Below are 23,412 nucleotides of genomic sequence, written 5' to 3' on the forward strand. Positions count from 1 at the left end.
CCCCTCACGCATACTTCTTCCGCCAGATAAAACCATCTAAAACATAATGTGTGGATTGGGGTAGAGACAGCAGGGGCACGAGAAGTGCCAGAACAAAATCGCTGCTGATGTGGGGCAGAAATCGGAACAAACCGAAAACCGATTTGTGGTCCTGCCAGATAAAGCCATCCCACAGGCCTTCTTCAAGGTATGCGAGTAATATCAATGACCCCACAAAAACTGCCAGACCATACCCTTTTACCTTAATGCCCTGCGCAGCCGGTGTTTTTTTCTTTTCCGTTCTATTCATTTCGGACCAGATCAAGGCCATATAGGGAATGCCATGCGCAACTACATTGAGCAATGTAAAGGCCATATCACCATTAAAATATATGATGCCGAAATACCATGACAGGTACGTCCCGATGATGACACCATTCTTTGGTATGTTTATTTTTTCGTCTCTTAATAATAATATTCCCTCCTTAACAATATATGCACACGCTATCATTAAATATATCACCCCGCTGAACTCCTTAATAAGAGATGAGTTGCCGATAATAAAATCGCCATCTATAAACCAATTAAAATTGCGGCCGGGGGTGCAATGCCAGTATATAAGCGGGTAAATGGTAGCGCTATAAATGGCCAGGCCATCTATAATTTTTTCCCAATCTGGCTGATCATCTCTGCGTGCATACAACCGCATAAATCCATATTGCTGCCTGATGAAATGGAAAACCGCCAGATAAGCCAATACACTCCAAAACAACGACCCGCTCCATATATGCAGTGCAACACCTGCTATATAACATACTATTGGTATGAAAATAAACAACCGGCTGTGCCGCCGAAGGCGGTCTTTATCGAGATAGGTATTGTATAGTGTGCTATATACATGTGCTACGTCTACAAATAAAACCAGCATTACCCATACCATTACCGGCATATCGCCGCTGTTTTTAAAATGTGCAGGAAGTAATGCTACAACCAACAGTGCAAGAAAAGGAGGCAGCAAAATAAATGCCACATCATATAGTGGCTTGTTTATCCATGGCTGCGTATAGCTTGTCTTACTCATACATTGGCTATTACTTGTTTGGCGGCTTTGATACCCTGGTAGAATGCCTCTTCAAATATGGAGATACCGCTGAGGTCGGAATGAGCAAAGAAGATCTTGTTACTAATTGGCTGTGCAGCTAAGGTGCGTGCCCTGCCCCAAATAAAGCCTGGTGAAGGTGCTATCATGCCATGGCCCCACACCCATATGTCTGCAGCCTCTATGCGATCTGTGACGCCGGGATGTGCATATTCCAATTCGTCTATAAATACTTTAAGCCACTGCTCGTAAGTTTTGTTACGGGCACTTTTTCTTGCCGAATCGGCCGATTCGTAGGAAAGAGGCAAATAGTGCGAAAGCACGATCTTATTTTTAATACCCAGGTTCTGGTGATTGGCATTTACATAACCAACTGACGCAGCACCATACACTACATTATCCCAGCATAACGGTGTGCCTTTACCATCGGGCATATTGTTAACTGTGATATTAGCCACTACCCAGGGTGCATATTTAAACTCGATCCTCGGGTTAAAATCATCTAATATTCTTTCAACCTTCTTTAGCAACCGAAGATTGATAAATTGCGGTGTCGCCATTATTACCTTTTTGGCACTTATGGTATAGCTCTCTTTCTTCGCTACATCATAGACCATGACGTTAGTTCGTTCTCCTGCCTCGTCAACCTTACACGCCAGCTGTCCCTTATACATACCAGTGTCAGCTACCTGTTTGCGTATCTGCTCCATCAAAAAGCCATTGCCTTCCGGCCAGGTCAATACGCCCGATGAGTTTGTATTTGATGCCCCACCCTTGCGTGATGCAAAGTAGTGCAGCCCCGCCCATGCTGAGGTGGTTTTCAGTATGCTTCCGTAATCATCTTTGCAGCCATACTCCAGGTACCACAGCAGGTATTTGGATGTGTAGCCTTCCCGTTGCAGATAATCGTGGAATGATAGTTGGTCCAATTGCCTGTATTGTGCATCGGCCGACGAAGTATCTACGGGTATGGCAAATGCATCTTTACCATCACTGCCAACTGCCAACTTATAATCATTGACCGTTTTGAAAAATCTCCTTATCTGTTCTTTCTCTACCACGGGCACGCCCATCTCTGGCACCAGGCCCTCCTGCCAGTAACCGTTTATCAGCAACCGCTCTTCAGGATCATGCAGTAAGTGATAGTCGTTATAAACAGGCAGGCCTTTATCGTCATACCCTGTGATGGTGCCTATCTCCTGTAAGAAATCCAGTATCTCTTTGTTACGCACATCCGGTATTGGCAGGTAATGTGCAGCCCATGGGTAGGCCGATGTAGCATTTTTACCGTGAGTGGAATTACCTCCGAAATGGTCGTCCATCTCAATGAGCATAACATTGGTATGCCCTTGTTGCTGCAGCCATCGTTTTGCTGACAATCCGGATATGCCACCGCCTATGATCAGTACATCTGTCTCTACCACCCTTACAGGCGCAGGTAGCGCCTCTATATTATGCAGTAAGTGGCCGGTCGAAAAATTAGCACCCACAATGGCGCCCTTTATATGTGCCAATGGCGGACGAGGGCGGCATGCTGCATACATTCCCGCAAGTAATACAGAAGAACCTGTTATTACCTGTTTAAAAAATGTGCGCCTGCTGTTGCCTTCGTTAGTGTGCATATGGCCCCCAGTCTTTTTCAAAGTAGTGCACCAATACCTGGTTATTCAGCTTGTTGATCTCTGTTTCTTCTTCCTGCATATCGGGTGGGAAGAACATCATATCATTAATGGTAGCGGTGTTGATGTAGCGCAATCCGGCAGGCAATTGTCCTTCATTTTTCCAGCTATAGTTCTTTGTAGCCAGTATATAACCCCACTCACCAAACGATGGCACATATACATGATAGGGTATAGTATGAAAGCCGACTGATGCAACAGTATGATCTATACACCAGAAAGAACGGCGGCCTATGTAGGGCGATGTAGATTGTACCACCACTACTCCGTTATCTGCCAGCAACCTGTATATCTCTTTGTAGAACGCATTGGTATATAGCTTACCAACGGAATAGTTTGAAGGATCGGGGAAATCGATGATGATGACATTGTAACTGCCACTATCATTGCGCACGTAATTGTATGCGTCTGTATTAATGACATTTACTCTTGGCGATAGCAGCGATCGCTTATTGAGTTGCAACAGCATTTCATTCTTCTTAAAGATATTGGTCATGCCGGGGTCCAGGTCTACCAACTTTATTGATGTGAGCTGAGGGTACTTCAACAGCTCCCTTACTGCCAGTCCGTCGCCACCGCCGAGCACTAACACTCTGTGTGCGTTGGGCTGACCCTGCATGGCGGGGTGTATTAACGCTTCGTGATAGCGATATTCATCAGCACTGCTAAACTGCAGGTTGCCATTGAGGAACAATCTCAACTCCCTGCTGTTTTTAGTGAGCACTATGCGCTGGTACTGCGTAGTCTTGCTGTAGATTACCTTATCCTGAAAGGTCATGCCTTCTGAATAACTCATGATCTTTTCGGCGTACACAAAACCGGCTATGAAGCCAAGCGTTGTGAGCATCATTATTACTACAAACCTTGTGCGGTAGTTCTTCGTTTCTTTGAATTTATATAGCAACAGAAAAGCCACCAGTATGTTGAGGAAACCGAAAAATAATGATGTGCGGATGAGACCCAGGTAGGGTATTTAGACAACCACGAACCTATCCCCATGGCAAACAAATAGGTGCCTATGATGGTGGAGAACTGTGTAATGGAATCGCCAAGGAGATAGCTGGCCAATGTGCCTGCTATCAACTCATATATTAACCCGCATGTAGCAATAACGAAGACCGATAATAACAGAAGTAATTGCGCTCCTTTATGATTGCCATCGCGTTGCTGCGCTTGTGCTTTACTCATTTGTATGTTTGAAGTAACTGGTTACTTGTGATAATAAAGTCCGTGGCCACCGCTGTGCCTTGCACCCTGCTGCTGGTTTTCTTTCTCTTTATTTATGTTGTCATCGCCATAAATACGCTGTCCATTCATACCCGAATACGAATAAAATCCGCCTGCGGCCAGCATGCACATGAAGTAGTACTTTATCTTGTTCAATCCTTGTAGTATGCCCATTATTCAGTATCGTTATTAGTGTTATAATCAGCGCCTGTAAACCATCTGCTGCCCTCGAATGATAATTTCCTGATGAGCTGTATCAAAGGGTAAGTGATGATCAACATCAGCATGGTAAAGAAATTGGAGGTCAGAAAAACATTCTGAAACACAGCAATTGAAAATGATGGTGTTGCCCCATTGGTGATCTTTTCATTGAACGGGTAAATATTGAGATGGTAGGTTCCGGTAGGTACACCCGAGATAATGGCTTCCTGCCTGTTGTCTCCTTCCGACCAGTTCTCACCACCTTCGTAGCCATGATAAAACTCTATCGTTTTATCTACTTCAAATACTTTGCCCGTTTTGTCGTTGATCAATTCTATCTGCAACTCCAGCCAGTCATTATCAATATTTAAACCATCAAGCCTTATGCCCACCGGCACAGGTCCTTCTATTTTGAATGGTGCTGTGATAATTGGCTTGCAGCTGGTCCATGCACCGGTATCTGCAGTGCAGGTATGAAACTCCTTGTATACTTCCTTCTCTGTGTGGGTACCGCTAAGAAATAAGTGAAACATGATAAAAGCCGCCAACAATATTCCGGTAAATATCATCAGTGGTTTAAACCGGGGATAAAAAGTAGCGGGGTTAAACGTGATCGTTCCTCCGCGCGGCGCCAGTTGCTCTTTCTTCAGGTTGGGCAATAACCTCAAAACATCATTAGGTGATCTGTAAATGGCCTTATACCATTCCGACCTTTCATCGTCATTCTCCCAGATCAATATCATGGGTTTATGTACAAACTCTACTGCAGTGAGTTGTTCATCATCAAGTATATTCCAGTCAAACTCACCGGTAGCATAAACTATATCGTATTTATAAGACAGATCCTTGCTATAGGTAAGCCTATCGTGCTTCATCTCGCTGCTGTAAACACGTTCCTTGTCTTTTATCCTTGTTATAAATAACCAATGCCCGTCATACTCAGACATGGTGATGTATTCATTATCGCCTGCTGAAAAAAACAGGTATTCATTCCAGTAAACAGCAGTATTGGCCTGCTTCTTGAACATGTGCCCCACCAGCTTATACGGCTTGTCATAGAAGGTGGTTTCCAACCCCATCGGCAGGGTATAGATCTCCTTATTGTCCGGGCTGAATATTCTTCTTATAAATGGTTCACTATCGGGCCATATTTCGAAAAGTGTAGCACACTGCGGGCAGGCAAATACTTTACTCTTTGCAAGATCGTAGTAGGTTATAGCACTTGCACAGGTAGGACATGTTACCGTCTTCTGATGCCACGTGGTCGAAGTGATATTAGTGTCTGCCATATTACCGGGTTATTTCCTGTTTATCGGTTACCGTTGCCTCAAACATCAATATCACCTGGTCGAAAAAGTGTTTTACTCTGTCTGCATTATCGCGTTCAAAGCTGGATAGGAATACGTCGAACGTTGCCAACTGATGCTCCGGCCAGGTATGTATAGACACATGCGATTCAGTAAGGCAAACAACCGCTGTGTATCCTGAACCGGGAAATGTGTGATACACTTCTCCTACTTTCTGTAAAGACAGCTCGGTAATGATCTTGTCGAATATAATCTTGCAAAGGGCAGCGTCAGTAAGCTTCTCCTCGCTGCAGTTGAATGTAGAGACGATATGCAACCCGGGTTTATAAATATTCATTGTGGTTGGTAAAGAGTGGTTTTGTATTGTAAAATTAAATAAAATAGACGTAGGTAGGTATGGCGTAGTGAAAATGCTAATTTACCCTGCTCCAATACCCCGACTCAATTCATGTCAGGGGAATTAGCTATCTTTATAGTAATAATAAAATTATGACTCATAGCCTGCTATATAAGGTTACCGATACACAACTTACCATTACAATACCACCGGCATTTAAAAACAAGCAGGTGCGAGTGACCATTGATGATAAGCTGGTGGAAAATGATAAAATTGCATTGATGAAACTTGCTGTTAAAGATCCTTTATTTCTTTCTGACATGAAAGAAGTTAATGATGATTTCGAAGGCGTAGAGCATGAGACACTATGAGTTTTAAGCGCTGGAATATCTATAGAGCCAATCTTGACCCTGTAGTAGGCTCTGAGCAGGGAAAATCAAGACCTGTAATAGTTATCAGCGATGATCACATAAACGACCTGCTGAATGTGGTAAATGTATTGCCCCTTACAACACGTAAAGATGGCAGAAATATCTACCCCAATGAAGCACTACTTGAAGTAGCGGATGGAGGGCTCCCAAATGACTCAGTAGTTTTGTGCTACCAAATATGAACACTTGATAAGCGAAGGCTTTCTTTACAACTCGGGGAAATAAAAAGCGAAGAAAAACAAAACGAGATACTAATTGCGCTACGTTTTCAATTAGGCATTCAGTAGTTCCATGTCATAAAAGACTGCCGCTTGCTATTATAATAGCGCGGCACATGTCCGGTTAACTGTAACAAAACAGGCACCCGATGGGTGCCTGTTTTGTTATATTATATGATCATTATTTTTTCTTTTCCGGAACCAATCCCCTGTTTTCTAACATGGGCTGTATGTTTGGTTCGCTGCCACGGAAGTTGCGGAACATGGTGGCAAGATCTTCTGTATTACCTCTTGAAAGAATCATATCGCGGAAGCGCTGACCGTTCTCGTGGGTAAGGCCGCCATGTTCTTTGAACCACTGGAAGGCATCGTCATCCAGCATTTCTGTCCACAGGTAGGCGTAGTAGCCTGCCGAGTAGCCATTGCTCCATATATGCAGGAAGTAGCTACTGCGGTAGCGGGTAGGCACTTCAGGCAGGTCCAGGTGTGTCTTTTTCAAAGCTTCTGCTTCAAACTTATCTACATCCTGTAGCGGTAGGCCCGGCGCCAATGTGTGCCATTGCATGTCCAGATCGGCAGCTGCCAGTATTTCTGTAAGTGCATACCCTTCGTTGAATGTAGCTGCTTTCTTTATCTTGTCTACCAATGCCTGTGGCATCAGCTCACCAGTCTTGTAGTGTTTGGCATAGTTCTTAAATACAGCAGGATCGGTAGCCCAATGCTCGTTGAACTGAGACGGGAACTCTACGAAATCTCGCGCGGTAGCCGTGCCCGACAGGCTTGGGTATTGCTGGCTGGCAAATAAACCGTGCAGGCCATGACCAAACTCGTGGAACATGGTAGTTACATCGCTGAAACTGATAAGTGCAGGCTGACCATCGGCAGGCTTGGTGAAGTTGCAGACATTGAAAATAACCGGTTTTGTACCCAGCATCTTTGATTGGATAACCATATTGTCCATCCATGCACCGCCGTTCTTATTGTCGCGTTTGTAGTAGTCGCAATAGAATAGCGCCATTGATGCACCGTCTTTGTCAAACACTTCAAACACCTTTACGTCTTTCTGGTATACAGGCAGGTCTGTGCGTTCTTTAAAGGTAATCCCATACAATTGTGTGGCTGCAAAGAATACACCGTTCTGCAAAACATTGTTCAGCTCAAAGTATGGTTTTACCTGGCTTTCGTCAATATCATACTTAGCTTTGCGCACCTGCTCTGAATAAAAATTCCAGTCGCTCGCTTCCAGCTTAAAGCCACCTTTTTGCTTGTCTATTAACTCCTGAATATCCTTTGCTTCGTTACGCGCCTTGGCTGTAGCTGCAGGTATCAATTGCTCCAAAAAGTGTTGCACGGCTTCCGGCTTCTGGGCCATCTGATCCTGCAATTGTAAAGATGCAAAATTGGGCAAACCCATCAGCTTTGCTTTCTCTGCACGTATCTGTGCTATGCGGGCAATTGTAGGCCGTGTATCATTGCTGTCATTGCGCTCAGCACGGTTCCACGATGCATCAAATAATTTCTGGCGGGTAGCGCGTACCGACAATGACTGTAGCGCAGGCTGCTGGGTTGTATTCTGTAATGGCAGCATCCATTTGCCTTCAAGCTTTGCGGTTTTGGCATCAACTGCGGCTGCGGCTATTTCACCGTCAGACATACCTGCCAGCTCTGCTTTGTCGCTTACAACCAGGGCGCCGGCCTTTGCTGCCGCCATTAGTTGATTGTTGAATTTAGCACTGAGTGATGCTTCTTCACCATTCAGTTTTTTTAGCGTTTCTTTATCGGCATCATTGAGCTTAGCGCCTGCCATCTCAAATTTCTTGTAGTAGAAATCTATCAACCGCATAGATTCCGGATCGAGCTTTAGCTGAGCACGCTGATTATAAATCGCCTCTACTCGTTTGTATAGTTTAGAGTTCAGGTAAATAGCATCTGTAGTAGCCGCCATTTTAGGTGCTACTTCTTCCTGTAGTTTCTGCAGCTCAGGGTTGGTGTTGGCACCAGAAAGCAGGCCAAATACACAGCTAACCCTTCTTAGCAACTGACCACTTTTTTCCATTGCTACCAATGTATTTTCAAAAGTCGGCGCCTCGGTATTGTTAGCTATCTTTTCTATCTCTTCCAGTTCCTGCTTCATACCGGCTTCAAGAGCCGGCTTGAAGTCGCTGTTCTTGATCTTGCTGAAATCAGCCGCCTGAAATGGCAATGCACTGGGCGCAGAAAATGGATTGTCGGGAGACATAGTTGTGCTTTCTTTTGGTTTGTCATTGCTGCCGCAAGATGCCAGCACAAAAAGCGCACCGGCCACGGATAATGAGGACAATAATTTCATATTATTTATTTTATACGGGCAAGGTAAGTAAAAAATGAGTGCGGAGGGAGGGAGTGGTGGCCGAGTTGGGGGATTTCACGTTAATGGGGGGATGGTGAGCGGGAAAGAAAGCGAGGAGAGCTGTATTAAATGAACTACTATTGCTGCCATCTATATAAGAACATCCCGCCTGCATCAAGCAACCGGGATGTCTTTCCACTTTATTTTGTCTTGCTCTCTTATTTTCTTACAACTACTTTTCCTGACTCTATTTTGCCGTTTGTTATTACTTGGTAGATGTAGACACCAGTAACATAATTGCTCACATCGACGGTTGCCGTTGTACCATTATTTATGTGGGTTTCTCCAACTATGCGGCCGGTAATATCCATTATTTTAATGGTGGCATCTGTCACTGTCGACAGTTCAAAGTATAATACAGAGTTTGTCGGATTAGGATACACTTTCAGCTTATCGCTTACCAGCTTACTGTCTGTTGTTGGTGTTTGCGCCGATCTTGCAGCTGTTTGACCGCAACAAGGCAGATCCAATGAATGCGCCTTTACTGATGCCATCATTGGACTACTTACATTGCCCAACGTAGCCGGTATTGTTCCTGCTGCACCTGCACTTGTTTTAGACCATGATGCCGGGTTGCCTAGATCAGACCTTGTGCTGCCTGTAAATACATACTTGTTACCTGTTCCGGAACCATTGATCACTGGTCCCCCAAGATCAGAACTGCCCGGTGCAATGCTGACAAAAGCACCGGCACCTGTGGCTGGACCATAACCTATTCCATGGTAAAATTCAGGTGCACGACTATAGGTGAAATTGCAGCCGGGACATCTTACCTGTATGGCATCTCCTGTATTATTCAGGCCTATTGTATTACTCCATGCGCTTGCTGTGGCATAAACTGTAGTGCCTGTATCGCTGCAATAGCTGCAGATGCTTGTGTTAGGGCGCGATCCAAATCGATCTACATGCGGCGTGCCGTAAGGAGCGGAAACAGTGCCGCCAACCGGAATCCAGTAAACCAGGCCGTTAGCCGTTGTGTCTACCCTGAATGTGTCGCTCAGGTTATAGCAGTTAGCATCGTGATTATACATTACCAGCATACTGCCTACCGGTACTGTAGACCATATATTATCAAACGCCAGACGGTAATGCCCTGCCGCTGTACCCACACCTGTTGTGCAACCACTTGTATTAAAATTACCGGCATTATCGTCAATTATCCAACCTCTTATATCCACATCTTCACCATTCTCTGTTCCGCAGTTGGCTACTATCATTTCTGCATATTCACAATCTCCGGATGCCCCGTTAGACATTTCTGTAACAGCGAGTACTCCTTTTTCTGGTGCCTCATACATTAACCTGTAAGAAAAACTGCCATAAACGCTATCTTCTGTATGATATACTGTATCGTACCTGCTATAGCAGGTTGTGTCATAGTGTGGCGTCATTACACTATCGTATAAAGTATCTACCCTGCAGGCTGTAAAAGTGTCTACAAGTGTATCAATGCTCCTGTTTAGTGCTATCTGCCTGAAATAAACCATTTCATCAGGAATTTGTTTGCCATCAACACCTGGTTTCATTCTAAACTCTAAGTCGATCGGGTATGTCTTCCCTGCGGTCATCATTATATTGTTCAGGCTTACTGTATTGCTGCCGTCAAAAACAACTGATCGCTCTACAGGGTCTATTGTTCCAAAGGTACCCGCTGAACCAGCCAGTTTCCAGTTATCGAACAGATCGCCCAGAAAAACTTTAATGCTTGCGTAGTTAGAAATAGTGCTTATTCCTGTGTTGTACAGCAAGTGACTATTTACAAATTTAATATTGAACGCGGCATCGGTAAGCCCGCCATTGCCGGCAACGATAACGTGCCTGCGGGGAAGCGAGGTCAGCTTTATTATATTGGTGTTGATCGTAGCTATGTTGTTATTATTAACAACGTTAGCACGTTCTGTTCCTGTTGTTACTTCACAAATAGTCATTCCATCAGGAGCGCAGGCAGATGACCCCGAAATATTGTGATAATCTACAATGCGCGACAAAAAACAAAAGTCCATGTAAGTATTAGCTGGGGTACATGATGGTGGATGATAATGATCTGGGTTAGGGGGTGTCCAGGGCAATTCCACTATCTTGCTGCTGCCTGTGGCAATAGTCGGAACACCAACTGCCGCAGGTATAAGTTCTGCGCCAAGAGGCTCATGGTGCGTGGAAACATCACAAATAGCGCCTGCGGAGGTCTGTCCTGTTCCATTCCACGCATTAGGCCATGTTTCTGCTGAAAAACCGCCCATTGTCCAGTAGGCATGGACTTTTGCTGGAGTGGCTACCGCAGTTGGATCGTAGTCTATACAACCTACGTTGTGCACATTAACATACAGATAGTTCGTTGTAGAGCCGGATGTAGCATAGGCTGGCGACAGATGATGGAACATGTTTGCAGCCCCATCGCTGTGATAGCGATTAAAGATATCCGGGCTGTTCCATATATCATTCCCGTCTTCCGGATTAATGTCCTGTGTGTTGGCCTCATTGAAAAGATCAAAGTGAGAATCCCGCGATGTAAGATCGAAACCAGATGTTATCAAATCTGTTTTTACTTCTTTGGTGGCTACACAACCATTGACATCGGTTACAGTGAGTGTAAAATCAGATGTAATTGATGGCACACCGCCATGAGACGTATAATCTGATACAGATGTAATTGTGGGGTTTGATATTGCGTAATTATCAAGGTGTGCATTATTCGGGTAAAAAGGTATCGGGAACCCTATGGGAGGAATTATGTAAACCGGTGGCCTCGGTGTCCACAGGTAGTTATAAGCAGGCAGTCCTCCGCCCATCGCAGTACTATATTGCGGGTTGGCCGCAGTGGCACCCGGCGAGCCTGGTGCACATCGGTTGCTGATTGTTATATCCGTTATTTTGGGGAATGAAATGTTCTCATTTTCGAATTGTTTCCCTAGATAGAAAGGATAGGGTATGCCTGCTGGCCCATAATTAATGTTGGAAACTGAAACCAGGGAGCCGCAAGAACTGGTGATCAATACCGGCATAGGTGATAACGAGGTCATTATTGTCTCCGTCAGATAACCGAGCTGGCCATCTCCCGGGCTACCGGTAGTCGCCCCTTTTACCATAAATAAATTATTGGCAGTGCTTCTTTCAAGGTCGGTGTTGGAATAGTCGCTGGTATTAGCCAATGCGTGTAACGTAGACGTGACATTGCCGCGTGTTATCGGAAGGAAGAACGCCAGCCCGGAGTTGGTAAGGTCTAAACTGCCGCCGCTTGTTTTAGTAGAACGACTTACAACTACGGCATCGGCATCATCAACGAATCTGTCAAAACCGGCGATGTTGGTATTATTCCCTCCTGCATCTGCATCATAGATAGCCACATTTGCCCTTCCTCCACCTGTTGAAAAAGGCAATGGCGTATTTGTTATATCCCAACAGGCAAGCTGACCGTCTGTTACGTCTCCGCCAATAGCGGATTCGTCAAACATGGTAAAAACATAATATTTTACTTTCGCAGGGGTGGTACCAAGATTAAATATCTTGGCAGTACGCATGCCCGGCACAACATGTTGCTTATCTCTAAACGATGGTACAGATGCAGATGGCAGGCTGCCATCTGCTCCAAATGTCCATTTTCTAAGTATCGTATTGGCATTCAGGTCATCGGGTTCGGTCGTATATATACTATAAGGTGCGTTACATTGCTGTGCATCTGCCGCTATGGTATAGCTCGGCCCTAAACCGTAGCTCGTTATCATTCCATAGGGAGAAGTAGCATCGTACAGGATATTATTGCTAAAAGAAAGTGCGCCTGATGGCGATATATTTATGGTAACCACCCTTAGCACGTACGTAAATGACATTCCACTAAATGCCCAAAATATGGCATAGTAGCTATGGTTATCTTCGGCAACCCTGCAGGGAACGGTACATATCTCGGAAAAAGCACTCGATGCATCAATGATAGTGCCACCAATAGTGGTGGTGTAAGGGACACCAAAGTTAAATGCTATAATACCGTTGGGCCCGTAAATGCCGTTGTAATCTACAGAGAACAATGGCTGACCTGTTTTGTTATAAACAGTATGAGCGAACAAACTATAAGTGCCGGAAGTTATGTATGGATTAATGACCGGACTAATCGCAGAAAAAGAGGACGCACTGGGCAAGCCACCTGTGTTAGCCATTGAATAACTGCCGCCCGTACAACCCGAATTGCCGAATATCGACCAATAGTCGGCCTGGGCTGCTGCATCATAGTGCATTAAGGTGGTGCCTGCAAGCATAGCAAGGCCCAATAGCCTGTTAAGGCCAGATCTGATTTTTTTCATGGTTTTTTATTTTAAGGGTAAAAATTATTTAGTGATAACTACCGTTTTTGCTACAGCATTTGTTTTGTTTCTTGCAGTTAACAGATATACTCCCGGCTGCGCCAGCTCTAATTGTTGCAGTGTTCCCGGTTCAATAGCGAACTCTTTTACAATTCTGCCCAACAAATCTGTTATCGATATAGTAAACAGTTCATTTGTCGCTGATGAAATGGCACAGGTAAACGTTCCGTTAGAAGGATTAGGATAAATATTCAGGCTTGCCCGCCCTTGAGTTAAATCACTTACCCCAACCGGCCAGCCTATACGCCGCACCCGGCTATTCGCAAAATCAGCAAAGTAAATAACCCCCAGCGTATGGTCTATACAAATACCAACCGGCTGGGCCAACTCTGCAGCTGTAGCTGGGCCATTGTCTCCGCTAAAGCCTAATGTCCCCACTCCCGCTACTGTAGTAATTACTCCTGCTACAACTTTTCGTATGCGCTCTTCGTTTGCAACTGTTATAAACATGGCATTAGTGCCGTCTATTACAATACCCATAGGATTATTCAACGCAGCTGCCGTTGCCGGGCCACCATCCCCCAATGGCAATATTGCGCCGGTACCGGCAAACGTTGTAATAATGCCGGAGCCATCTATTTTACGGATCACATTTTCGTAGGTATCGGCAAAATAAATATTGCCGCCAGTATCTACGGCTATACCATATGGAAAGTTGATCATCGCACCGGTTGCCAGGCTATCATCTCCGCTATATCCCATTACACCTGTGCCGGCTATTGTCGTTATGACGCCCGCTGCACTTACCTTACGCACCCGGTGATTGCCATTATCTGTTATGTACAAATTGCCGCCAACATCCAAGGCAACGCAATGAGGAGTATATATGGAAGCGGCTGTAGCAGCAATGTTATCACCGTTATATACCGTGGTACTATTGCCTGCTATAGTAGTGATAATGCCCGCCGCGTCTATTTTACGAACACGGTTGTTATATGCATCACAGAAAATTAAATTGCCATTCGCATCGAATATTATGCCACATGGTCTGTATATCTGTGCTGCTGCCGCGGGTATATCATCGCCATTATATCCCTGTACACCTGTACCGGCAATAGTGGAGATGTTGCCTGTTGCATCTATTTTGCGTATTCGATTATGGTAGCCATCAGTTACATACATGTTTCCATGACCATCCAGCGCAACGCCAAAAGGCCCATACAAAGATGCATGTAATGCAGGTCCGCCATCGCCAAGCGTAGTATCGCCGCTTCCGGCTACTGTGGTAATTATCTGTGCTTGCCCGGTATGGCATAGCAACAACAAAAGAAGAAAGTGAAAGGTTGTTTTCATTATACGATGATAATAGAATAGCAAGATAGAAAAAAATTTATTGCATGTGTTAATTTTTTGTTATATTAGCTTTTATTTCATATCGTTATCATGCTAATGTGCGCCTATCTGCTACTTACTAAACCACAGATGCCGTTTTTCAATCCCTTAAAATAACCAGGGCCCGATGCTTGTGCATCGGGCCCTGAGGTGGGAATATCAAGAAGATTGTTTGGGTGGGAAATTGGGAACGTTGATCAAATAAAGTTCATTAAGTTAGATGGCTATTTTTCTTTTATGTGCGGCGCAAAATCTGCGAATAGAACCCTATCTAAAAACTTTTGCAACAAAACAGAAATGGAAAAGAGCTATTTATATTATCGGACTTTATTTAATCATCGCTTATAGTACCAAATTATTAATTGATAATTACTAACATCTATCTTTAACAAGTCGTCTTTGTATAAGTCGGCAATTAAATACTGTATTTATGAAAAAGCTATTTACTCTTATCGCAGTGCTGTTTTCTCTTTCGGTGCAAGCCCAGTACTATCTCGGTTTCGATGGCACCGACACATTTTTCAACCGCTTCATAGTGGTTGATACTATTAATTACCACCACAACCAGTGGCAGGTAGGCAGCCCTCACAAAACCACATTTTCGGCAGCTTTTTCGGCGCCAAATGTTTTTGTGACCGATACGCTTAATCCCTATGCCCCCAACGACACCTCTGTCTTCATTCTAAAAATGGCGAAAAGCATACCTGCATGGCCGGGTAGCACCCATTATGGCCCGTTGTATAATATCAGTTTTGATTACCAATTAGACATTGACACTCAAAGCATAGCCCGACTGGAAATATCTGAAGACTCCGGGGGGCATTGGCATGATGTAAACGACAGCCTTACTAGCACCTATTCCTGGGCTACCAGCACGATAGATACTATTGCAACAACTTCAGGCTCATGGAGAAACTTCAATGTCTACCGCAATTTTGGTCCATTGGCTAGCGATACCGCCCTTTTCAGATTCACCTTTATCTCAGGCACCAGCACAGCCCCGCATGACGGTTGGATGATCGACAATATGTTTATCTATTACTGGTTTGAAGGAGGGGTCGTTCAAGTACAAAATGCCAACCTCATTTCCCTTTACCCAAATCCCTCAAAGGGCAACATCTACATACACGCCAATCGATCTGCATCTAACGCATCTGTAGTAGTATATGACCTTAGTGGCCGGGAAGTACACAGACGATCTATCACTACATCAGACACATACATCAATCTGCTCCTTCCTTCGGGCATGTATATGCTCAAGTATGTGGCTGGTGATGAATACTGCACAAAGAAAATACTGATCGAGCATTAAAACCACCTAAAGAATAGATAAAGGCTACATCAAAGTGTAGCCTTTATCTATTATTCTCTTCCCAGCGCTCTTTTATATTCTTTCAAACATCTGTCTCTCGATGCTTTGATATCTATGATCGGTCTGTAATTAAAGCTCTCGAACTCCGGCACCCACTTACGCACATACTTCAGTTGCGGATCGAACTTTTCGGTCTGTAACTGCGGACTGAATATTCTGAAGTATGGTGCGGCATCACAGCCGCTACCTGCGGCCCATTGCCAGCCACCATTGTTGGCAGAGAGATCATAGTCCAGTAGTTTCTCAGCAAAGTATGCCTCACCCCAGCGCCAGTCTATCAACAGATTTTTGGTCAGAAAGCTGGCCACTATCATTCGTACACGGTTGTGCATAAAGCCGGTTTCATTGAGCTCCCGCATGCCCGCATCAACTATCGCCACGCCTGTTTTGCCCTCGCACCACGCGGCAAATTCCTGCTCATTATTACGCCATTGTATGTTGTCATACTCTCTCTTAAATGAACCTCCCACTACATGCGGAAAATGCCACAGTATCATCATGTAAAACTCGCGCCATATCAGCTCATTCAGCAAAGTGCCATTCAGTTCTTTTGTTTCTCTTGCCAACTCTCTAATACTCACCGTACCAAATCGCAGGTGCAGGCTCATGCGGGTTGTACCATGTATGGCAGGGTAGTCGCGGGTTTTATCATAATCCACAGCAATACCTTCATTGAGCTCGTTCTTTGGGAAAGCTACGCCTGTAGCCGTAAAGCCCATAGATGCAAGTGAAGGCATAGGTATGGGTGACGTTTTAAGATAGTTGTGAGCATACTTTTTTACCGGATAGGAGCTCAGGTAAAAGTCATTCAACTTCTCTTTCCATTTCTTGCTAAAAGGGGTATAGACCGTATATGGCTCGCCATTGTCTTTCACTACTTCACTACGCTCAAATATCACCTGGTCTTTGAACGTATGCAATTCAATTCTATCTGTTTTAAGAAAATCAGCTATTGCTTTATCGCGCGTATGGGCATACGGCTCATAGTCATGACTTGTATAAACAGAGGTAATAGCATACTCTTCTGCAAGTTGCTTAAAACACGACATAGGTGTGCCGTGCATTACCTTTAGTGAAGATCCGCGAGCCGCCAGCTGAGCATGCATATCTGCAATAACATTGTAGATAAACTCTACCCGCTTGTCTTCTTTATTTTTAAGGTCATCCAGAATATCCGTGTCGAATATAAAAATAGGCAACACCGGCACACCCGACTTTAGCGCATGGTACAATCCTGCATTATCATGCAACCTCAGGTCCCGGCGGAACCAGAATATAGCAACCGGGTCTTTCTGCCCCATTTTTATCGATCTGATTATTCGTGAGTAAATAACGCCTTCAGCTCCCCTGCATCTTCAGGTTTCATCTTGCCTCCTAGTATCAACCTCAGCTGCCTGCGGCGCAGTGCACCGTCAAACATCTTTCTTTCGCTGTCTGTTTCCGGCACAAGTTCCGGCACCTTGCGTGGGCGGCTGTTAGGGTCTAGTGCCACAAAGGTCATGTAAGCCTCATTAGATAAGTATTTGTACTGTGCGGTAAGATCTTCACCCCATACACGCAGATATACTTCCATAGAAGTATTGAATGCTCTTGTGAGCTTGGCTTCAATGGTCAGCAGGTTACCCAGCTTTATTGGGTTGGCAAAAGATACATTGTCTACCGACGCTGTTACTACAGGGCAATTGCAATGTTTCTGAGATGCTATAGCTGCTGCAATATCCATCCAGTGCATCAGGCGGCCACCCATCAGATTGCCAAGGGTATTGGTATCATTGGGCAGCACCAGTTCCGACATGATGATCAGTGTGTCCTGCGGTTTCTTTATTTGCATATGGTCTTATTTCGTGAGCAAAGTAATTGATTTTTTAACTCTTGCCCGATTGAGAAATCTTATTCGTGTCTATGGATATGACTATACTTACTTAAACAGTTCACTATAGGTCATTATGGCATAAGCATGCGTGGTATCAGGCTTGTAATAATCATAGTTCCAGTCGTTAGGATGCACCAAATCAAAGCTGGCGGCAACAACTTTAGGGTCTTTCAACTGTGTTAACAGCGTAGCATAATTTGTATCTATAAACGTGAATGTCATCTGAGGCTCATCCTTTTGCATGGCGCTCATCAGCATACACTCGTTAGCCACGGCCCAATCCAGTATGTATTTTTCCTTTAGTGCCGCCTCATTAGCTATGGCCAGCTTGGTTATGCCTTTCTTTTTCATTTGCACCATTACCTCTTTGGTGAAGGCGGTGCGCCAGGTAAACTTATCTCTTGCGGCAGCTATATAGCCTATACGAACGATAAATATTACAGACAATAACAGTATTGCTTTCCTTACTTCTACACGTGGCATGAAATAAAATACAAATAGGGCCGACATAATAATAGCCATACTCTGCCATTCACTTTCTATGTGAAACTTCAGAATATCGCCCTGTGGGTAGGTGATCCCCATGACACACACATAACCTGTAAACGCCGCTGCGCACCAAAAGGCAAGTGGTTTTTTATTGGCTTTCCACGCAGTTATAAGCCCCGCCGGAAAAATAAAGAAGACCAACCAGTAGTTCCCCAGGCAGCGCATTACAAACTTTCTTACCCCACCGGAATTGAACGCAAGAAAGATATCCTTTAGTGATAGGTGCGTAAGATTATGGAGATGTTCATCATCGTACGACTTACTTTGCACCACCAGGAATTTACAGGCCACTATAAGTACAATACAAGAACTAAGTAACACACTCATGCCCCGACTGAATGGCCAACCTTCCTGCCTGATCCATAGAAAACCCCATAAGAACGCAAATGGGATCAACACAATAAAGTGAGTGTAAATGGCAAGAAACGCAAGTAGCAAAAACACCGGCAATAGCACAACAGGCTTCACTTTCAGTTCCCCCATCCGGAGTGTTACAGCTATACAGATAAACATCCACGCTACAGCCTGGTGTATCTCATTATTGGTCCAGAACCACGTGTCACTTACAAGCAGGTAATAGTAGAGCGCCATGATAACAACCAGTGCATATTGTCGGCACCTATGCACAACAAATCCTGCAGCCAGGAAAAAGAAACCGAAACTGAATGTGTATGCCTTTAATACCATCTTTATTGGCAGGTGCAGCTTCACTGCCAGCAATGGAACCATTTGTGTAATAAACGAACCATACCTATGCTCCTGTATCGCCAGTCCTTGTTTCTTTATGATGTTAAAGACAATAAAAGACGAGTCTGCAAAGAACAAGCGCTCCTTATAGAACACAATACCACCTACCAACCACGCTGCTAATGCAGCAAGTGCTACAAGGGAAAGGTGCTTTAGTGTTCTTTCTGAATTGTTCATTTACTTGGGATTAACGGCAAATCTGCACTGGTATTGTTCGGCTATCTCCACTACCATAAACATGAAGGTAGTAACAACCATTTACAATGTTGACAGGCAACGCTATCTCGCCTACCTTCGCAGCAACATTCATTGTGCCGGATACAAATTGCCTGCCCAAAACATCAGTTAAACGATACCCGTAAATGCCGGTAGGCAACAGCAGTTTTAGTTGGTTACCGGTAACCGGATTAGGGTACACAAGTGAGGCTGATGTTTGCAAATCACCAACACCATCTACAAAAGGATAAAGCCGCTGCACATGCCGCCTTGCACGTATTGGCTGTGTATAGTTGCCATCTCTGAATTGTATACTCACCAGCGGTGTCACTTCACCCTGCCGCTGATAGTGCTGTTCAAACACAGTATCTGTTTTGCCCTGGTATACGCTAAATAGTGTCAGTAATGCGCCTGGCATGAGGCCGCCATTCAAATAGAAACTGTCGCGTGTTATGGTCCTGGTTTGAATCTGTAATACCTCAAAATAGGGTGTGGGAAATCCACCAATATCATTCATTCTTACCTGTCCCCAACCCACAACATTGTTGGTTACCGATACATAAGATCTCACAATGCCGGGTGCATGGTTCATCACCGGGATAGTCACAGACAACTCAAAACTGAGATCTTTTGTAAATGCAGAGGACCATGTAGCACCATAGGAGGTATTAAAAGGAATGATCACATTCGGAGATGAATAAACTATGTTTTGTGCGGGAATAAAGAGGCTGTCAGTTGCACTAATTGTCAACGTACTTAGACTAAATGAAGTATCCAAAACAGTCACTCCATAATCTAAAACACCTGCGGCTATTATCGATGATTGTACATTCCCGATATAAGGATATCGCCATAATGCATACTCATTACTATCTGCATAATCATAGCCTGTAGTGGATACCCTGTAATCATAAAGCGATACCGCGGAATCAGACAAAATAGTCATATCCCATGTTCCACCAACTGCGGGTGTAAGAGATGGAAATGTGGAAGTCACGACTGTTGTTTTGATCGTATCTGTACCCACAACACTACCAGGATATTGGTTTTCCTTGATAACGATCTGTGCCGATGCATTTATGCTCAGCAACAAGATCAGGTATACAAGTAATTTCCTCATAAGCACAAACGTATTGTTAGTACAGCTACCCATATAGCTATATCAATATCTTCCCACCTTTTTCTACAAAACAGTAATTACTTACTCAAGTGCATACTGCGCTCTTTGTATAACTGCCTGAACCATGGGTCACGCAGGTTTTTTATAAATCTTATTGCTTCTCCCGTGCTCTTCATTTCCGGGCCCAGCTCCTTGTTCACATTAGGGAACTTATTAAAGCTGAATACCGGCTCTTTTACTGCAAAACCCTCAAGATTATGCTCAAATGTAAAGTCTTTCAATTTAGCTTCTCCCATCATTACCTTGGTGGCCACATTAAGGTAAGGTATGTTATATGCCTTAGCTATAAATGGAGTCGTACGGCTGGCACGCGGATTAGCCTCTATCACAAACACTTTACCATCTTTTATGGCATACTGTATATTGATCAGTCCTTTTATATTCAGCTTCAGTGCTATTTTCTTAGCAATGTCTGCCATCTCATCTACGATCAATGGGCCGAGGTTAAACACCGGCAACAATGCATGGCTATCTCCACTATGAATACCTGCCGGTTCTATGTGCTCCATCATTCCCATAATGTGCACGTCTTCACCATCGCATATGGCATCTACTTCCGCTTCCTGGCAACGATCAAGGAAATGGTCGATCAATATCTTATTGCCGGGCAAGTGCTTCAACAGGCTTACTACACCGCGCTCCAGTTCTTCATCATTAATAACTATACGCATTCTCTGTCCACCCAGTACATAACTCGGGCGAACCAACACAGGGTAACCTACTTCTTTGGCCACTTCAATAGCCTCATCGGTAGTGTAAGCCGTACCATAATTTGGATAAGGAATACCCAACTCTTTCAGCATATCGCTGAATCGGCCACGATCTTCTGCAATGTCCATGTCGTCAAAAGAGGTGCCTATTATTTTCACACCCTTTTCACTCAGTCGGCGGGCCAGCTTCAATGCTGTTTGTCCACCCAGCTGTACTATCACACCATCTGGTTGTTCATGCTCTATTATCTCCCACAAGTGCTCCCAATACACAGGCTCAAAGTATAGCTTATCTGCAATATCGAAATCAGTTGATACTGTTTCAGGGTTGCAATTCACCATTATGGCTTCAAATCCACAATCCTTTATTGCCAACAGTCCGTGTGTACAGCAATAGTCAAATTCTATACCCTGACCTATTCGATTAGGACCAGAACCCAGAACGATGATCTTCTTCTTATCAGTAAGGTTGCTTTCGTTACTTTTTACAGTGCCGGCAATTGGGTTGTGTTCAAATGTGCTGTAGAAGTACGGGGTTTTTGCTTCAAACTCCGCGCTGCAGGTATCTACCATTTTGTATACCCTTCTTATACCCATTGTCTTCCTGTACTCGTATACCTCTTCACCCGTGCTGTCTTTCAGTAGCTCAGCTATCTGGTCATCGCTGAAGCCCAGCTTCTTGGCTTCAAACAGTAATTCGTAGGTCAGCTTTTCAATGTGCTTTACAGCTTTAATTTTTACTTCAAAATTTACCAGATCCTGGATCTGGTAGAGGAACCAACGATCTATCTGTGTAAGCTCTCTAATCGTCTTTATAGATACGCCGGCTGCAATTGCTTCTTTGATTCTGAAAATGCGATCCCACGTAGGGCGCTTTAATGTATCTATTATTTCTTCCGGCCTCAGGCGCTGCTGACTTATATAAGACAGACCGGTAGCATTATTCTCAAGGCTCTGGCAGGCCTTCTGCAATGCCTCGGGGAATGTACGGCCAATGGCCATTACTTCTCCAACCGATTTCATCTGCAGGCCTAGGGTATCATCAGCTCCCTTGAATTTATCAAAATTCCAACGGGGCATTTTTACGATCACGTAGTCGAGTGCAGGTTCAAAGTAAGCCGATGTGGTTTGGGTGATCTGGTTCTTCAGTTCATCCAGGTTGTAACCTATAGACAGCTTAGCCGCTATCTTGGCAATAGGGTAGCCTGTAGCCTTTGATGCAAGCGCTGATGAACGACTTACCCTCGGATTAATTTCAATGGCAATTATTTCTTCAGTCTCAGGATTCAATGCGAACTGAACATTACACCCACCGGCAAAATTACCCAGGTCGCGCATCATCATAATGGCGGTATTGCGCATCAGCTGGTAAGCGGTGTCGCTTAGCGTCATTGCGGGTGCTACGGTAATACTATCGCCAGTGTGAATACCCATAGGGTCAAAGTTCTCAACAGTACAAATGATCACTACGTTATCATTCATATCCCTTAGTAACTCCAGCTCGAATTCTTTCCAGCCCATCATAGCCCTTTCCACCAATACCTCATGCATCGGCGATGCGGTCAATCCCCTGTCCAGCGCACCATCCAGCTCTTCTTTATGATATACGATACCTCCACCTGAGCCGCCAAGCGTAAATGATGGCCTGATAACTATTGGTAAACCTATCTGTTGTGCAAATTCTTTACCTTCCAGCAGTGAATTGGCAGTTCTTGCTTCTGCCACAGGTACACCCAGCTGTATCATCCATTTTCTGAATAATTCCCGGTCTTCTGCTTTATCTATCGCTTTAATATCTACACCTATCAACCGCACATTATGCTTCTCCCATATACCCAGTTCTTCACCTTCCTTAGCCAGGTTAAGCGCTGTTTGTCCACCCATAGTTGGTAATACGGCATCTATCTGGTTCTCTTCCAGTATCTGCTCCAGGCTTTCTACAGTAAGAGGTAGTAAATAAACCTTGTCCGCCATTATAGGGTCGGTCATGATAGTAGCCGGATTGGAATTGATAAGGATAACTTTTATCCCTTCTTCCCGAAGACTGCGGGCGGCCTGAGAACCTGAATAGTCAAATTCACAAGCTTGTCCTATAATAATAGGACCAGAACCGATAATTAATACACTTTTAATGGAGAGGTCGCGAGGCATATAAAAAATTCAAAATTTCGGAAAACTGATAAAAACACAAATCCTATCATCGCCATCCAA

Annotated in this window: 18 protein-coding genes; 3 read left to right on the forward strand and 15 right to left on the reverse strand. The window is 44.4% G+C overall.

Annotation, left to right across the window (positions count from 1 at the left end):
* Window positions 1-4: 4 nt before the first annotated feature.
* From CJD36_RS09945 to CJD36_RS09970, 7 genes are read right to left on the reverse strand one after another with little or no spacing between them, the layout of a single operon-like run.
* On the reverse strand, window positions 5-1,060 hold the full coding sequence (locus tag CJD36_RS09945) for a hypothetical protein (RefSeq protein ID WP_105038979.1): 1,056 nt from the start codon (window positions 1,058-1,060) through the stop codon (window positions 5-7).
* Window positions 1,057-2,700, reverse strand: coding sequence for an FAD-dependent oxidoreductase (locus CJD36_RS09950; protein ID WP_105038980.1), 1,644 nt, complete (start codon window positions 2,698-2,700; stop codon window positions 1,057-1,059). Before CJD36_RS09950 ends, CJD36_RS09945 begins: the two co-directional genes overlap by 4 nt.
* The gene (locus tag CJD36_RS09955; protein ID WP_205685582.1) at window positions 2,690-3,673 is read right to left on the reverse strand and encodes a spermine/spermidine synthase domain-containing protein; all 984 of its coding nucleotides are present in this window, start codon (window positions 3,671-3,673) and stop codon (window positions 2,690-2,692) included. The genes CJD36_RS09950 and CJD36_RS09955 overlap by 11 nt, the downstream gene beginning before the upstream one ends.
* On the reverse strand, window positions 3,613-3,945 hold the full coding sequence (locus CJD36_RS23475) for a hypothetical protein (RefSeq protein ID WP_205685583.1): 333 nt from the start codon (window positions 3,943-3,945) through the stop codon (window positions 3,613-3,615). Before CJD36_RS23475 ends, CJD36_RS09955 begins: the two co-directional genes overlap by 61 nt.
* 21 nt (window positions 3,946-3,966) lie before the next feature.
* On the reverse strand, window positions 3,967-4,158 hold the full coding sequence (locus CJD36_RS09960; RefSeq protein WP_105038981.1) for a hypothetical protein: 192 nt from the start codon (window positions 4,156-4,158) through the stop codon (window positions 3,967-3,969).
* Entirely contained in the window at window positions 4,158-5,474 is a 1,317-nt protein-coding gene (locus CJD36_RS09965; protein ID WP_105038982.1) for a DUF4178 domain-containing protein, read from the reverse strand. The genes CJD36_RS09960 and CJD36_RS09965 overlap by 1 nt, the downstream gene beginning before the upstream one ends.
* Before the next feature lies 1 nt (window position 5,475).
* Entirely contained in the window at window positions 5,476-5,829 is a 354-nt protein-coding gene (locus CJD36_RS09970) for an S-adenosylmethionine decarboxylase family protein (protein WP_105038983.1), read from the reverse strand.
* A gap of 152 nt (window positions 5,830-5,981) precedes the next feature.
* Here CJD36_RS09970 and CJD36_RS09975 point away from each other — a divergent pair, with 152 nt between their 5' ends.
* Window positions 5,982-6,200, forward strand: coding sequence for a hypothetical protein (locus CJD36_RS09975; protein WP_105038984.1), 219 nt, complete (start codon window positions 5,982-5,984; stop codon window positions 6,198-6,200).
* Complete coding sequence (locus tag CJD36_RS09980; protein ID WP_205685584.1) at window positions 6,197-6,442, forward strand: type II toxin-antitoxin system PemK/MazF family toxin; 246 nt, start codon at window positions 6,197-6,199, stop codon at window positions 6,440-6,442. The genes CJD36_RS09975 and CJD36_RS09980 overlap by 4 nt, the downstream gene beginning before the upstream one ends.
* Window positions 6,443-6,659: 217 nt before the next feature.
* Here CJD36_RS09980 and dcp read toward each other — a convergent pair whose 3' ends face one another.
* From dcp to CJD36_RS09995, 3 genes are all read right to left on the reverse strand, one after another.
* Entirely contained in the window at window positions 6,660-8,807 is a 2,148-nt protein-coding gene (gene dcp / locus CJD36_RS09985; protein ID WP_105038985.1) for a peptidyl-dipeptidase Dcp, read from the reverse strand.
* A 218-nt stretch (window positions 8,808-9,025) separates the two neighbouring features.
* Window positions 9,026-13,162 carry a T9SS type A sorting domain-containing protein gene (locus tag CJD36_RS09990; RefSeq protein ID WP_105038986.1) on the reverse strand — a complete coding sequence of 1,379 codons (4,137 nt, stop codon included), beginning with the start codon at window positions 13,160-13,162 and terminating at the stop codon, window positions 9,026-9,028.
* Window positions 13,163-13,186: 24 nt separating this feature from the next.
* Entirely contained in the window at window positions 13,187-14,515 is a 1,329-nt protein-coding gene (locus tag CJD36_RS09995) for an NHL domain-containing protein (protein ID WP_105038987.1), read from the reverse strand.
* Window positions 14,516-14,984: 469 nt separating this feature from the next.
* Here CJD36_RS09995 and CJD36_RS10000 point away from each other — a divergent pair, with 469 nt between their 5' ends.
* The gene (locus tag CJD36_RS10000) at window positions 14,985-15,866 is read left to right on the forward strand and encodes a T9SS type A sorting domain-containing protein (protein ID WP_105038988.1); all 882 of its coding nucleotides are present in this window, start codon (window positions 14,985-14,987) and stop codon (window positions 15,864-15,866) included.
* A gap of 50 nt (window positions 15,867-15,916) precedes the next feature.
* On the opposite strand, the gene CJD36_RS10005 is transcribed toward CJD36_RS10000, so the two are convergent.
* From CJD36_RS10005 to carB, 5 genes are all read right to left on the reverse strand, one after another.
* A complete protein-coding gene (locus CJD36_RS10005) occupies window positions 15,917-17,227 on the reverse strand; it encodes a cryptochrome/photolyase family protein (RefSeq protein WP_105038989.1) in 1,311 nt (436 codons plus the stop codon).
* A 14-nt stretch (window positions 17,228-17,241) separates the two neighbouring features.
* Entirely contained in the window at window positions 17,242-17,757 is a 516-nt protein-coding gene (locus CJD36_RS10010) for an acyl-CoA thioesterase (RefSeq protein ID WP_105038990.1), read from the reverse strand.
* A gap of 87 nt (window positions 17,758-17,844) precedes the next feature.
* Window positions 17,845-19,272 (reverse strand): hypothetical protein, encoded by a 1,428-nt coding sequence (locus tag CJD36_RS10015; protein WP_105038991.1) that lies wholly within the window; start codon window positions 19,270-19,272, stop codon window positions 17,845-17,847.
* Window positions 19,273-19,282: 10 nt separating this feature from the next.
* On the reverse strand, window positions 19,283-20,431 hold the full coding sequence (locus CJD36_RS10020; RefSeq protein ID WP_133162584.1) for a T9SS type A sorting domain-containing protein: 1,149 nt from the start codon (window positions 20,429-20,431) through the stop codon (window positions 19,283-19,285).
* Window positions 20,432-20,508: 77 nt separating this feature from the next.
* Entirely contained in the window at window positions 20,509-23,352 is a 2,844-nt protein-coding gene (gene carB, locus CJD36_RS10025) for a carbamoyl-phosphate synthase large subunit (protein ID WP_105038993.1), read from the reverse strand.
* Between the last annotated feature and the right edge of the window lie 60 nt (window positions 23,353-23,412).

Origin of the sequence: Flavipsychrobacter stenotrophus (genome assembly GCF_002954265.1) — a bacterium.
Taxonomy (GTDB): domain Bacteria; phylum Bacteroidota; class Bacteroidia; order Chitinophagales; family Chitinophagaceae; genus Flavipsychrobacter; species Flavipsychrobacter stenotrophus.